This window comes from Novosphingobium sp. Chol11 (genome assembly GCF_945870625.1).
Taxonomy (GTDB): Bacteria; Pseudomonadota; Alphaproteobacteria; order Sphingomonadales; family Sphingomonadaceae; genus Novosphingobium.
Genome location: NZ_CAMBTS010000034.1, coordinates 1 through 13805, shown reverse-complemented (window position 1 = coordinate 13805; position 13805 = coordinate 1). Strand labels below are relative to the sequence as shown.

Here is a 13805-nt window from a genome sequence, read left to right as displayed (position 1 = left end):
ATTCACCGCTTACCCCCTAATGCTCAACCCCTACTGTTCAACCTTCATCGGTCTCGTCAACCAGCCAGTCGGGATCGCGCGAAGTCGTGTTGCGCGAAAACGTCCAGAGGTCGCGTGAGAGGATCGCATCGTCGAGCGATCCGGCGATCACCGCGCCGCTGGCATCGCGCGTTACCGAGGCGACGTCGGATACAAAGCGCACGGTGAGCCGCGCCATGGGCGCTGCATATTCCGCATCGATCACGGTGGCTTCCTCGATGCGGATCAGCCGCGATTCGAGCGACTCGCCGGCGGCGGCGCGCGCATCGATGGCCGCAGCAAAGCCTTCATAGACATCGCGGTCGCACAGCTGCGAAAGCTCTTCCTTGTCGCCGCGCCAGAATGCGTCGAGCACCATGCCATAAGCGCCGCGCGCGCCTTGCAGGAACTGGCCCAGCTCGAACTTGCGATCGGCGGCAACGATGGCGCGGATGCCCGCTTCGGCGGCAGGTTCGAACCCGGTCACATGCGAGAGGCCCGTTGTCGCAGCAGCGGCCATTGCGGCCTTTTCGGGAAGCTTCGGGGCGTGCGTGCGGGGCGCGCCCGATGGATCGGGCTGCTCGATCCGGCGGCGCAGCGGCTCGTCGGTCTGTTCGGGGCGGCGGCCGAGCACCGCATAAAGCCGCAGACCCAGGAAGGCCGCGATCATCGCCAATATGATAATCTCAACAATCACGCGCAAAGTTCCCAATTGGTTCGAGCATCAGGCGTTGAGGCGTCGGACTGGCACCGGGCGATTTCCATCCGGCGCAGCATCAGCCTAAGGTTTATCGTGCATCAAGTAAGTACGAATTACAAATGAACAACGCGTGCACAATACGCTGTGAGAGCCCCCTTCGGGCAAATTGCGCTTAAGGCTCGCCGCTTCGCCCGATTGCGGCCAGCGGGCGCAAGTGCTAGGCGGCGCGCCAACCAATCCCCGCATCCCATTTGCACGAAAGCACGACAATGGCCGAAGAAGGCAACATCATCAGCACGCTGAACCTTGACACGCCCATGATGCCGGCGGTGAATGGCGAGGATACCTCTCCCGCAATCGGGCTGATTTCCCAGTATATCAAAGACCTTTCGGTTGAGAACCCGAATGCGCCGGAAAGTTTCCAGTGGGTTGAGGCGGCCGAGATCCAGGTCGAGTTCAACATTGGCGCGCGCCCGCTCGGGTCTGATCTGCACGAGATCGAGATGAAGATCACCGCCACCTCGAAAGCGCCGCAAGGTGTAATTTTTGCGGTGGAATTGTCCTATGGCGCGCTGATCGGGATGCGCAATGTCACCGATGAGCAAGCGCACCCGTTCCTTTTCGCCGAAGGCCCGCGACTCGTGTTTCCGTTCGCCCGCCGCGTCATCGCCGATGCGGTTCGCGATGCCGGGTTCCAGTCGCTGATGCTTGAACCCATCGATTTCACTGGCATCTACTTTGCGCAGCTTGAGCAGAAGGCCGCCGAAGACGCCGCTGCTGCCGAAGCCGAGAGCAGGGCGCAAGACGCCTGAAGCCCGGCGCCGCCCTCCCGCGCGCGGCCTTTCCGGCATGAGCGTCGCACCATGAAGTACGCGCCATGAACCTCGTGCGGGCGGCCGGCACGATCGGTGGGCTCACGCTTGCCAGCCGGATTCTGGGGCTGGTGCGCGACAGCCTGTTCGCGCGCTTCATCGGTGCCGGCTTTGCCTCCGATGCGTTCCTGATCGCGTTTCGCCTGCCCAATATGTTTCGCGCGCTGTTTGCCGAAGGCGCGTTTTCTTCGGCCTTCATCCCGATGTTCAATCAAAAGGTCGCCGCTCCCGATGGGCGCGGATTGCCCGACGGGATCACCTTTGCCGAACAGGCGCTCGCCGTCCTGCTGCCGGTGCTGCTGGTGATGACCGTGCTGCTCGAAGTGTTCGCCTGGCCGGTCACGCTGCTGCTCTCGGGCAGTTTCAACGGGGTGAGCGAAGAACAATTTGCCTTCGCGGTCATGCTCTCGCGCTACACGATCCCTTATCTCATGCTGATCAGCCTTGTCTCGCTGCTGGGCGGCATCCTCAATTCGATGCAGCGCTTCTGGGCCAATGCCGCCGCGCCGATCCTGCTCAATCTCACGCTGATCGCCGCGCTGCTCGGGTTTCATTCCGCCGATCCGCTGATCACCGCGCGCAATCAGGCGATCGGGGTGTCGGTCTCGGGCGCGCTGCAGCTGCTCTGGCTGGCGTGGGCCTGCCGCAATGCGGGGGTGCGGCTGCGGCCGCGCTGGCCGCGCTTCAATCCCGAGGTGAAGCGGCTTCTGGCGCTGATCTGGCCTGCGGCGGCGGGGGCGGGCGCGGTGCAGATCAATCTCGTGGTCTCGACCGCGCTGGCTGCCTCGCTGCTCGCGCATGGTTCGGTCACATATATCTACATGGCGGACCGGCTTAACCAGCTGCCGCTCGGCCTTATCGGCATAGGCCTTGGCACAGTGCTGCTACCCACCATCTCGCGCCAGCTGGGCGGCGGCGATGCGGTGGCGGCGATGGACACGCAGAACCGGGGGATGGAGCTGGCGCTGCTGCTCACCCTGCCTGCCACCGCCGCGCTGGTCTTGTGCGGCGAACCGATCGCGGCGGCGCTGTTCGGTTATGGCCGCTTCACGCCGCAGGATGCCCATTTCACCGCGCAGGCGCTGGCGGCGTTCTCGATCGGCCTGCCCAGCTACATCCTCGTCAAAGTGCTGACCCCGGGGTTTTATGCCCGGCAGGATACGAAAACGCCGGTGCGTTATGCGGTCATCTCGATGGCGATCAATCTCATCGGCAATCTCGTCCTGATCGTGCCGCTGCAACATATGGGGCCGCCGCTGGCCACCGCGCTCGCCTCCACCGTCAATGTCGCGCTGCTCTATCGCACGCTGGTGGCGCGCGGGCATTTTGCCGCCGATGCGCAATTGCGCCGCCGCGCCCCGCGGCTGCTGCTGGCGGCGCTCGCCATGGGGGCGGTGCTGTGGCTGGGGCAGGGGCTGCTCACGCCTTATGTCCATGGCACCTGGTTCATCCGCTTCGCCGCATTGCTCGCGCTGGTTTCGGCAGGCGTGCTCGTCTATGGGCTGTTCGCCTTTATCACCGGGGCCTTTTCGCGTAGCGACCTGCGGCTGCTGGTGCGGCGCAGGAGCAAGATCAATGATGAGTAGTACCCATGACTGATGCCTCCATGCGTGTTCTCTCCGGCATCCAGCCGACCGGCCAGTTGCACCTCGGCAACTATCTCGGCGCGATCCGCAATTGGGTGGCGATGCAGGACGAATGGACCGCCAAAGGGCATGAATGCCTCTATTTCCTCGCCGATCTCCATGCGATCTCGATGCCCCATGTGCCGGCAGAGCTTGCGGCGAGCACGCGCGAAATGGTTGCCGCGCTGGTCGCCTGCGGCATCGATCCCGCGCGCTCGGTGCTGTTCAACCAGGCGCAAGTGCCAGCGCATGCCGAGCTGCAATGGCTGCTGACCGGCACCGCGCGGATGGGCTGGCTCAACCGCATGACCCAGTGGAAGGACAAGGCGGGCAAGAACCGCGAGGGCGCCAGCGTCGCGCTGTTCACCTATCCGGTGCTGCAGGCGGCCGATGTGCTGCTTTATCAGACCACGCATGTGCCCGTGGGCGAGGACCAGAAGCAGCACCTCGAACTGGCGCGCGATATCGCGCAGAAATTCAACAACGATTTTGCCCCCAAAGACGAAAATGGCGAGGATGCCCCGGTGTTCACCCTGCCCGAGCCGATCATCCCGCCCGAAGCCGCCCGGATCATGAGCTTGCGCGATGGCAGCGCCAAGATGTCCAAATCCGATCCTTCGGATATGAGCCGCATCAACCTGACCGACGATGCCGATACGATCATGCAAAAGATCAAGAAGGCCAAGACCGACCCCGAGCCGCTGCCCGGCGATGCCAAGGGGCTGGAGGGCAGGCCGGAAGCCGCCAATCTCGTGGGCATCTATGCCGCGATGGCGGGCACATCGGTCGCCGCCGTGCTCGCCCAGTTTGAAGGCAAGGGCTTCGGTGCGTTCAAACCGGCGCTGGGCGAAGTGCTGGTCGAACAGCTTGCGCCCATCGCCGCGCGCTACCGCGCATTGCGCGAGGACCGCGCCGCGCTCGATGCGATCTTGCGCACCGGTGCGGCCAAGGCGCGCGCGCTGGCTGTCCCAACTTTGGAAAAAGCCTATCAGGCGCTTGGGCTGGTGCGCGGCTAGAGCATTGAAATGCAAGGAATGGTGCGCCTTATCCCAAAAGCGAGCCTGCGCCGTTCAACGTCCATTCAGAACGTTCCGTCCAACTTTGTCACGTGCTAACGTATCATCGAGTCTCCCATGTTTGTGGAAACCGCGCCAGGTGAAGGAGTCGCCATAATGACCATGAAGACCAAGTTCAGCCGTCTGGCACTTCTGGCGGTTCCTTTGGCGCTCTCTCTTTCTGCCTGCGCCACGAATTTCCGGGCCAATGTTTCGCGCTTTCAGGCCGAGCTGCCCGCTCCCGCAGGACAGACTTTCGCGATTGTCGCGCAAGACCCACGCGATCAGGGCGGCCTCGAATTTTCGCAATATGCCAGCCTCATCGCCGCGCGGATGCAGCGGCTGGGATACAATCCCGGCACACCGGACAGCGCCGATCTCATCGTGAAATTCTACTACGGCGTCGATCAGGGGCGCGACCGGCTTCAGACCACCGGCTTCGCTGGCGGCGGCTGGGGTGGCCCATGGGGCGCAGGTTTGGGTCCTTGGGGCGGTGGCTTTGGCCGCTGGGGTGGCGGCTTTGGCGGTCCATGGGGCGGTGGTTTTGGCCCTTGGGGCGGCGGTTTTGGCCCTTGGGGCGGCGGCTTCGGTGGTTGGGGCGGCGGTTTCAACGACGTTAACGTGGTGACCATCTTCACCAGCGGGATCGATCTCAAGATCGATCGCCGCGCCGATGGCAAGCGCCTGTTCGAAGGCAAGGCCGAAGCCGCATCGAGTTCGAACCGCCTGCCGTACCTCGTGCCGAATCTGGTCGAGGCGATGTTCACCGGTTTCCCCGGCAACAACGGCGAAACGGTGCGCATTTCGGTTGCGCCTGAAAAGAAGAAGTAGCGCCGCCCCTTAAACGGCGGGGTTAAACGTCGATATCCACAGGCGCCAGCCCGGCCCTTGAGCGCTCGACAATCGTCGTCCATGCGCGTTCTAGCGCGCGGGTATGCGCTACAGTATCGAACAGCACGCATGTCGCGCGCTGCGCGGCAAGGCGCGCGCGTACATCGGCCAGCCGCGCAGGATCGCGCGCCAGCGCCAGCGCCAGCGCCGCATAGTCCTCCCGCGAATGCGTCACCAGTTCGGGCAGCCCCGCCGCAGTCAGCAAGCTGGCGGCAACCCGCGCCGGAAACGCCGGCCCCGCGCATGTCAGCACCGGCACCCCTGCCCACAGCGCATCGCTGGCGGTGGTGTGCGCACCGTAAGTGAAGCAGTCGAGAAACAGGTCCGCATGGCGCAGCCGCGCCAGATGCTCGGCATGCTCCAGCGGCTCGGCCAGCACCAGCCGCTCGGGTGCCACGCCGCGCGCGGCTACCTCGCGCTGCAAGTTGCTGCCCGCCAATGGATTGCTGCGAAATAGCCACAGGACCGAGCCCGGCACCTCGCGCAGCAGGTCCATCCACACGTCGAATTCTTTCGGGCTGATTTTCCAGACCTGATTGAAGCTGCAAAACACCAATCCGGTTTCGGGCAGCCCGTAGTCGGCGCGGGTGGATAGTGTCGCGGCGATCGCGCGCTGGTTGTCGTTGGGTTGGTAGGAGCCGGGCAGGCGGATCACCGCCTCGCTATAGTGCGTGCGCGCATCGGCGGGAATGATCACCCCATCGGCCACGATGTAATCGATGAAGTCTGCGCCCATCGTGCCGGGATAGCCCAGCCATTGCGCCTGAACGGGGGCCAATCGCCGGGCAAACAGGCGGGTGCGGCGATGCGCGGTATAGCCCTTGAGATCGACCGCAAGATCGAGCCCATGTTCGCGCGCGAGCGCGGTGATGGCCGCATCGGACATGTCGCGCACATCGGTGAAGCTGTCGACGGCCCCTTGCAAAGCTTGCCGCCGATCACCGCTGCGGTTCGCGCCGAAGGAATAGGCGTGGATCGCAAACCGCGCGCGGTCGTGCTCGCGAAATGTTCCCTGCATCAGAAACATGGTCGCGTGATCGTGAAAGTCAGCCGAAAAATAGCCGATCCGGATGCGCCCGTCGGCCGCCTGTGCCGGGATGGTGAGCGGCGCGACCTCGCCCACCTCGCTCACGATGGCGGCGGCGGCCGTGCGCGCCCGGATCAGTGCGTGCGCGGGATCGGGGTCGATCCCCAGCAGCGGAAAATTGGGGACGCTCTGCCCGTTCAGGCCAACCGCGCAAACCGCGTCCATAGCGGGGTGGCTCGACCAGTCGCCCGCCATCGCGCGAACGCTTTCCAGCGCAACCCGCAAATCCTCGCGCGCGGGCGCAAGCGCGATCACCCGCTCGTAGGTTGCTATGGCCGGTGCCAGCAGCCCTTGCTGGTGCTGGCTCTCGGCAATCCCGTCGAGCGCGCTGACCTCGCCCGGATTGAGCGCAAGCGCGCGTTCGAACGCCGCGATTGCCTCATCATAATTGCGCCGCTGCGTATAGAGCCAACCCAGCCGGGCCAGCGCGGGCGCATGATCGGGGCGCAGCGCGATCGCGCGGTGATAAAACCCCAGCGCCTTGTGCTGCTCGCCGATGGCCTCGTATGCCATCGCCAGATTGTAGTGCGCGTCGACATAGTCGGGCTTGATCGAAAGCGCTTTAAGGTAAGCTGCGATGGCCAGATCGCGCAGGCCCAGGGCATCGGCAATCGCCCCGTTCAGGTTGATGAGGAAATGCGATTGCGGGTGCGTGGTCAGCAATTGCCCGCCGAGCGCGGCTGCCTCGTCCAGCGCGCCATCCTGAAAATGCGCGACCAACTTCGCCAGATAGGGATAAGGTGGGCTGCATGCCTGATAAGTCGGCGTCAGCGCCTGATCGAGCGCGGCCAGCGCCCCGCGTGCGCGAACATTGCCGGGATAGCGTTCGAGCACTTCGACATAAGCATGCTGCGCGGCTACCGGATCGCCCCGGCGTTCTGCCGCGCGTGCGTTCGTCAGCATGGTATCGACGGCTTTGGTCATGAACGTGGCCCCTTGTGGTGAGGCGGGATGGCCGCGCTTCGTGACGGTTGTATGACGCGGGCCTTAGCCGGGCAGCGCCGCCAGCCCTCCGGTGCTGCCAAACCCGCCCTCGCCGCGCGCGGTTTCGTCCAGCGCTTCGACCTCCAGCCAGCTTGCCCGCGTCACCGGCGCGAGCACGATCTGCGCCACGCGGTCGCCGCGCCGCACGCTGAACGGCGCGGTGCCGTGGTTGATCAGGATCACTTTGAGCTCGCCGCGATAATCGCTGTCGATCGTGCCGGGGGTGTTGGGCACGCTGATCCCATAGTTGAGCGCCAGGCCAGAGCGCGGCCGTACCTGAATTTCAAAGCCGGGCGGGATCGCCATGGCAAGGCCCGTCGCAATCGCATGGCGCGCGCCCGGTGCCAGTTCTACATCTTCGGCCGAAACCACATCCATCCCCGCCGCGCCCGCCGTGGCATAGTCCGGCAGTGGCAGGTCCAGGCCATGGGGCAGGCGCTTGATCATCACATGCACGGGTTCAGGCGAATGCATTGGCGATCCTTTGAACAAGGGCGGCGGCGACCGCTTCCTTGGGGCCTTCGGGCAGGCTCTCGGTGCCGCCTGCGGTGATGATATGCACCGCATTGCGCGCGCCCCCCATCACATCGCCCGAAACATCGTTGGCCACGATCCAGTCCGCGCCCTTGCGTGCCAGCTTCGCAGCGCCATGTTCGATCAACCGTTCGGTCTCGGCGGCAAAGCCGATCAGCAGGCGCGGGCGATCCGGCGCGCGGGCAAGGCCTGCCAGAATATCTGGGTTTTCGACCAAGGCGAGCGGCGCGATCTGCCCGCTGCCATCCTTCTTGAGCTTTTGCCCTGCGGCATCGGCGCTGCGCCAGTCGGCCACGGCGGCCACCATCACCGCGGCATCGGCGGGCAGCGCGGCCTCCACTGCCGCTGCCATCTCGCGGGCGGTTTCCACATCGATCCGCGTCACGCCGGGCGGCGTCGCCAGCGTCACCGGCCCGGCAATCAGCGTCACCCGCGCGCCCGCCTGCGCGGCGGCGGCGGCAATGGCAAAGCCCTGCTTGCCGCTCGACCTATTGGCGATGTAGCGCACCGGATCGATCGGCTCGTGCGTCGGCCCGGCGGTGATCAGCACATGGCGGCCGCGCAGCGGCCCGGCAGAGGCGGAACCAAGCCGCGCCGCAATCGCCGCCCACACCGCCTCGGGTTCGGGCAGCCGTCCGGGGCCGAATTCGCCGCAGGCCATCGGCCCCACATCGGGTTCGAGCACGCTCACCCCGCTGGCGCGCAAGGTCGCCACATTGCGCACCGTCGCGGCGTGCTGCCACATCCGCACATTCATCGCGGGCACCGCCATCACCGGCTTGTCGGTGGCCAGCAGCAAAGTGGTCGCCAGATCATCGGCAATGCCCGCTGCCATCCGTGCCATCAGGTCGGCGGTCGCGGGGCATACCACGATCAGATCGGCCTGCCGGGAGAGCTGGATATGCCCCATCTCGACCTCATTTTTCAGGTCCCACAGCGTGGTATGCACCGGATTTTCGCTGAGCGCCGCCAAAGTCATCGCGGTCACGAAATGCGCGCCGCCGTCGGTCAGCACGCAGGTCACCTCGCGCCCGTTCTTGCGGATCAGCCGCACCAGCTCGCAAGCCTTGTAGGCCGCGATGCCGCCGCCGATGATGAGGAGAATGCGCTGCTGGGTCATGGCTGTCCGCGCTTGTGCCCCGCCCGCGACCCTCACGCAATACTTAAGCGGGGATCGCTCGCGCCGCGCCCAGCCGTCCCGCCATGCGCATGAGCCCGCGCTGCGCGGGCCGCTCGATCCAGCGGTGCGAGGCAAATCCTGCCAGCACCGCGGCGGTCACGAAAAAGATCATGAACGCGGGCTGGCGGGCAATGGCGCGGCTGCCAAACAGCGCATCGATCGCCAGCACCAGCGCGAGCTGGATCGGGAAGTGCCACAAGTAAATGCCGTAAGAAGCCTCGCCCAGCTGCCGTCCGATGCGCAGGCGGTCCCGCGCATCGAGCAGATCGATCATCAGCGCCGCGCACAGCGCCGCAAAGGTTCCCGCCAGCGTCGCCCCGTCAAGCGAATGCCAGGTCCATCCCAGATGCACCGCCACCGCCGCCAGCGCCAGCGCGAGCAGGCCCAGCGCCGGCGGCCGCAGCCAGCCTGTGAGCGCCGCGCCGTAAACCGCGCAGCCGCCGAAGAAATAACCCACGCACGTCAGCACCGGGGCATTGGGCGCGCCTGCAAAAAACAGGCCCAGCACGATCCCCGCGACCGGAAGCGCCAGCGCCAGCGGCGCGCGGCGCAGCATCGGCAGCATCAGCCAGAACGCGCCATAGGCCAGAATCTCGGTCGAGAGCGACCACGATGGTCCGTTGAACGACTGGTTGTCCTGCCAGCCCCAATACTGCGCCAGCGGCAGGCTCAGCAGGAAATGCTTGAGGTCTTGCTGGTGATAGATGAACTCGGTGCCATTGGTGCGCACATAGGCGATCTGCATCATCGCCACGATCACCAGCGTCAGCAGATGGAGCGGCCAGAGCCGGGCGACCCGCGCGATCCAGAACCTCCCGCGCGCCTGCGGGTCCGCCAGATAGACATGCGCAAAGACAAAGCCGGAAACCGCCCAGAAATACTGCACCGCCGCATGGCCATAGTCATAGAGCCAGCCTAGCTGATGGTAGAGCGGCGTGACCGCCTCGCGTGGCACGAGAAAGTTATACGCGACCGGCGGCACGAAAAAGTGCTGGTAATGCCAGAACAGCACCGCGCAGGCCGCGAGCAACCGCGAGAAATCGAGCACGTTGAAGTGGCGCTTGTCCAGCCGCAAGAGGGGCAGGGAAGGGGAGCCGGTCATGTCAGCCCCACCAGCCCCGCGCAAACCCCGCGGCCACGATCATCCCGCCGGCCGCGGCCGATAGCAGCGTATTGAGCCAGCCCGGCAGGCGGCGCTGGCCCGCCCACAGCAAGGCGACCGGCGGCAGCGGCGGCGCTTCGGGCGCGCCGCCCTTGGCCGGGAACCGGTCCTCGATCCGCCGGATCAGCGCGGGCAGGCGCACCAGCGTGGCGGCATCGTCGCGCAGCCGCTCGGCAATCGCCGCCTCCGGGCCCAATTCATCGCGGATCCACGATCGGACATAGGGCGAGGCGACCTCCCACATGTTGATCGCGGGATGAAGCTGTGTGGCGATCCCTTCGACCATCACCATGGTTTTTTGCAGCAGCAGCAAGTGCGGCTGGGTCTGCATGTCGAAATCGCGCGTCACGGCAAACAGCCCGTCGAGCATCTGCCCCACGCTGAGTTCGCTCACCGGGCGTCCGCGCATCGGCTCGCCCACGGCGCGCAGCGCGGTGGCAAACTCGTCGACCGAATGGAAGCTGGGCACATATTGCGCTTCGAAATGGATCTCGGCCACGCGCCGGTAATTGCCCGTGGTCAGGCCATAAAGGATCTCGGCCAGCCATTGCCGCGCGCGCCGGTCGATCCGCCCCATGATGCCAAAGTCGATGGCCGTAATCGTGCCGTCAGCCTCGATGAACAAGTTGCCCTGGTGCATGTCGGCATGGAAGAAACCGCCGCTGATCGCCTGCGTCAGGAAAGCGATGACCAGGCGGCCGGCCAGCTCCTCGCGGTTGTGCCCCGCTGCATCGAGCGCGGCGACTTCGCTGATCTTGATCCCGTCGATCCAGTCTAGCGTCATCACCCGGCCATTGGTGCGGTCCCAATCGATCGCGGGCACGCGGTATCCGGCAAAGGCGTGCATCATCTCGGCCAGCTCCGAGGCGGAGGCCGCCTCGCGCCGCAGATCGAGTTCGCGCACGGTCCAGCGCTTGAAATTGTCGATCACCATGCGCGGGCGCAGCCGCGCCGCCTCGCCGCCCAGCGCTTCGAGATGCGCCGCCGCCCATTCATAAGTCTCGATATCGCGGAAAAGCTTTTCGCGCACGCCGGGGCGCAGCACTTTTACCGCCACCCGGCGGCCATCCAGCGTGATCGCGCGGTGGACTTGCGCGATGGAAGCCGTGCCCACCGGCACAGGATCGAAGCTGGTGTATAGCGCCTCCAGCGGGCGTTCGAAGCTCGCCTCGATTTCGCGCCGAACCAGCTCGAAAGGCACCGGCGGCAGCTTGTCTTGCAGCGAGAGCAGGTTGTGCGCGGCTTCCGCGCCGACCAGATCGGGCCGGGTGGCCAAAGTCTGGCCCAGCTTGATCGCCGCCGGGCCGATCTTCTGAAACGCGACCGCATAATCGGGCACCTGCGGCTGGCGCGCGCCGAAACGCGCGATCCGGCATAGCCGCCGCACATGCACCGGCGTCGCCTGATGCTCTTCCAGCAAGCGCAGCGCGCCATGCCGCGCAAGCAGGCGGCCCCAGCCGAGCAGGCGGCGGATATGCGTGACAGGGCGGGTCAAGGCGGTGGTCTCAGACTTTCCAGCCGGAATGGATCGCAACCAGCCCGCCGAGGATCGGCTCGACCTTGGTATGCTTGAAGCCGCTGGTGCCGATCATCGCCTGAAATTCCTTCATCGGCGGAAAGCGGCGGATCGATTCGACCAGATAGCGATAGGAATCGGCGTCTCCGGCAATCGCCTTGCCCAATTGCGGCACCACGCGGTGCGAGTACGCATCATAGACGTCGGCAAACACCGGCCACTCGGTTGTCGAAAATTCGAGGCAGAAAAACCGCCCGCCGCGTTTCAAGACCCGGTGCGCCTCGGCCAGTGCGCGGTCGATATGCGTCACATTGCGAATGCCGAAAGCGATCGTGTAGGCATCGAACGCCGCGTCCGCGAAGCCCAGCTCTTCCGCGTTCTGGCGCGACCATTCCAGACCATCAATGCCGCGCTTGGCCGCGCGCTCGATCCCCACATCGAGCATGTCCTGATTGATATCGGAAACGGTGATCGCCGCGCCCGATGCCGCCATGCGAAATGCGATGTCGCCGGTTCCGCCCGCCATGTCGAGGATCGCCTCGCCAGTGCGCGGCTTCACCCGGCGCACGAAGCGGTCTTTCCACAGGCGGTGCATGCCGCCCGACATCGCATCGTTCATCCGGTCATAATTGCGCGCCACGTTCGAAAACACTGCGCCCACGCGCGCCTCTTTTTCCTCGGGGCTCACTTGTTCATAGCCGAACGAGACGCTGTCGGGCGCTGGCGTCCCGGGATTGGTATCAGTGGTCATGCCTTGCGCCTTTAGTGGGGAATTGCCGTGACGGCAAAGCCTGTTAGGGGAACCCTTCAAGAGTGGGAATACGATGCCCGAATTGCCAGAGGTAGAAACGACCGTGCGCGGTCTGGCGACGGTGCTGGACGGCGAGATGATTGCCCGCCTGCGGGTTAACCGCGCAGACTTGCGCCGCCCTTTCCCCGAAGATCTCGCGCAGGCGCTCACCGGCGCGCGCGTCACCGGTCTCTCCCGCCGCGCCAAATATGGCCTGATCCACACCGACCGCGCGCGCACCATGGTGTTTCACCTCGGCATGAGCGGGCGCTGGCGGATCGATCCGGGCGAGATCGGCAAGCACGATCACCTCGTCATCGAAACCGGCTCGGGCCATGTGCTCGCGCTCAATGATGCGCGCCGGTTCGGTTCGGTCGATCTGGTCGATGCCGCCGGGCTCGATGCCTGGCCCACGTTCGCCGCGCTCGGTCCCGAACCGCTCGGCCCGGGGCTCAGCGCGCGCCATCTGGCCGATGCCTTCGAAGCGCGGTTCGCGGCGGTCAAGCTGCTGCTGCTCGATCAAAGGATCGTCGCCGGGCTGGGCAATATCTATGTGTGCGAGGCTCTTAACCGTGCGCGGATCCATCCGGAGCGCGAAGCCGGTCAAGTCTCGCGTGCCGCGCTGGCGCGCCTCGTGCCCGCGATCAAGGCGGTGCTGGCCGAAGCCATCGCGGCGGGCGGCTCCACCTTGCGCGACTATGCGCAGCCCGATGGCGAACTGGGTTACTTCGCCAAGGACTGGCGCGTCTATGGCCGCGAGGGCGAGAATTGCGCCTGCGGCAACCCGGTCCAGCGCATCGTCCAGGGCGGCCGCTCCACCTTCTTTTGCGGCAAATGCCAGAAGTAACAGAAACCAACCCCCGACCCCTCCCGTAAACGGAAGGGGAGCAGAAAGCACAACCAGTCCCCCTCCCGCCTGCGGGAGGGGTTAGGGGTGGGCAGCCTCCACACACAACTTCTCCTTGACAAAACGAACCATATAGGCTAAATTCCCCGCAGATCGGGAGCGGGCTTGGCCGGCCTTGCCTTCGCTCTTTCGGCCTTTGCCCTCACCGGGAAAGGCTGATGCGACCGGTGCGGGCTGCGGGTTCAAGGTGGGGCGGTTTCCCCAAGTCCTTGGCCGGGCGACTTACCGCGCCAGCACAGGGTCATGGTCCATAGGGCGTGTGCGGAGTCTCTGACCCCCATGCGCTGTCAAGAAACCGGCACGCAGGCGAGCCGCTTCCCCGGTTTTGGGCTTTGGTCGACAAAATGGCTGCGCCGGAGAGGATCTGCCCTCCCGGCCACTCGCACCCTAAGCAGAACACGACGCCCTCCCCGCAGCGCCAGTGCAGGCGCCGCACCGGTCGCGCGATCCCCCCTCTGCCCAGACGCCGCACCCGTGCGCCCGA

General features: G+C 65.5%; 12 protein-coding genes. 5 read left to right on the top strand and 7 right to left on the bottom strand.

The genetic code is table 11. The annotated features are described in order from the left end of the window. Positions 1 to 37: 37 nt before the first annotated feature. A complete protein-coding gene (locus Q0O40_RS07885; RefSeq protein WP_295528347.1) occupies positions 38 to 715 on the bottom strand; it encodes a Tim44/TimA family putative adaptor protein in 678 nt (225 codons plus the stop codon). Between the two features lie 272 nt (positions 716 to 987). Between Q0O40_RS07885 and secB the strand changes: the two genes are divergently transcribed. The 4 genes from secB (at position 988) to Q0O40_RS07865 (ending at position 5101) form a co-directional block, all read left to right on the top strand. Continuing rightward, positions 988 to 1530: a protein-export chaperone SecB gene (gene secB / locus Q0O40_RS07880; RefSeq protein WP_295528344.1), complete on the top strand. Its 543-nt coding sequence runs from the start codon at positions 988 to 990 to the stop codon at positions 1528 to 1530. A gap of 65 nt (positions 1531 to 1595) precedes the next feature. Next, complete coding sequence (murJ, locus tag Q0O40_RS07875) at positions 1596 to 3176, top strand: murein biosynthesis integral membrane protein MurJ (protein WP_295528341.1); 1581 nt, start codon at positions 1596 to 1598, stop codon at positions 3174 to 3176. A gap of 20 nt (positions 3177 to 3196) precedes the next feature. Next, positions 3197 to 4231: a tryptophan--tRNA ligase gene (gene trpS, locus Q0O40_RS07870; RefSeq protein ID WP_295528380.1), complete on the top strand. Its 1035-nt coding sequence runs from the start codon at positions 3197 to 3199 to the stop codon at positions 4229 to 4231. Positions 4232 to 4387: 156 nt separating this feature from the next. Continuing rightward, the gene (locus Q0O40_RS07865; RefSeq protein WP_295528339.1) at positions 4388 to 5101 is read left to right on the top strand and encodes a DUF4136 domain-containing protein; all 714 of its coding nucleotides are present in this window, start codon (positions 4388 to 4390) and stop codon (positions 5099 to 5101) included. A gap of 22 nt (positions 5102 to 5123) precedes the next feature. Here Q0O40_RS07865 and Q0O40_RS07860 read toward each other — a convergent pair whose 3' ends face one another. The 6 genes from Q0O40_RS07860 to Q0O40_RS07835 form a co-directional block, all read right to left on the bottom strand. Beyond that, the gene (locus tag Q0O40_RS07860) at positions 5124 to 7172 is read right to left on the bottom strand and encodes a tetratricopeptide repeat protein (RefSeq protein WP_295528335.1); all 2049 of its coding nucleotides are present in this window, start codon (positions 7170 to 7172) and stop codon (positions 5124 to 5126) included. 63 nt (positions 7173 to 7235) lie between these two features. Further along, a complete protein-coding gene (gene dut / locus Q0O40_RS07855) occupies positions 7236 to 7706 on the bottom strand; it encodes a dUTP diphosphatase (RefSeq protein ID WP_295528333.1) in 471 nt (156 codons plus the stop codon). Beyond that, complete coding sequence (coaBC, locus tag Q0O40_RS07850; protein WP_295528330.1) at positions 7693 to 8886, bottom strand: bifunctional phosphopantothenoylcysteine decarboxylase/phosphopantothenate--cysteine ligase CoaBC; 1194 nt, start codon at positions 8884 to 8886, stop codon at positions 7693 to 7695. The genes dut and coaBC overlap by 14 nt, the downstream gene beginning before the upstream one ends. A gap of 43 nt (positions 8887 to 8929) precedes the next feature. Further along, on the bottom strand, positions 8930 to 10048 hold the full coding sequence (locus tag Q0O40_RS07845) for an acyltransferase (protein WP_295528329.1): 1119 nt from the start codon (positions 10046 to 10048) through the stop codon (positions 8930 to 8932). A 1-nt stretch (position 10049) separates the two neighbouring features. Beyond that, positions 10050 to 11603: a 2-polyprenylphenol 6-hydroxylase gene (ubiB, locus tag Q0O40_RS07840; protein WP_295528326.1), complete on the bottom strand. Its 1554-nt coding sequence runs from the start codon at positions 11601 to 11603 to the stop codon at positions 10050 to 10052. 10 nt (positions 11604 to 11613) lie between these two features. Beyond that, positions 11614 to 12375, bottom strand: coding sequence for a class I SAM-dependent methyltransferase (locus Q0O40_RS07835; RefSeq protein ID WP_295528324.1), 762 nt, complete (start codon positions 12373 to 12375; stop codon positions 11614 to 11616). A 73-nt stretch (positions 12376 to 12448) separates the two neighbouring features. On the opposite strand from Q0O40_RS07835, the gene mutM reads away from it, so the two are divergent. Beyond that, positions 12449 to 13261, top strand: coding sequence for a bifunctional DNA-formamidopyrimidine glycosylase/DNA-(apurinic or apyrimidinic site) lyase (gene mutM, locus Q0O40_RS07830; protein WP_295528322.1), 813 nt, complete (start codon positions 12449 to 12451; stop codon positions 13259 to 13261). The last annotated feature ends 544 nt before the right edge of the window (positions 13262 to 13805 follow it).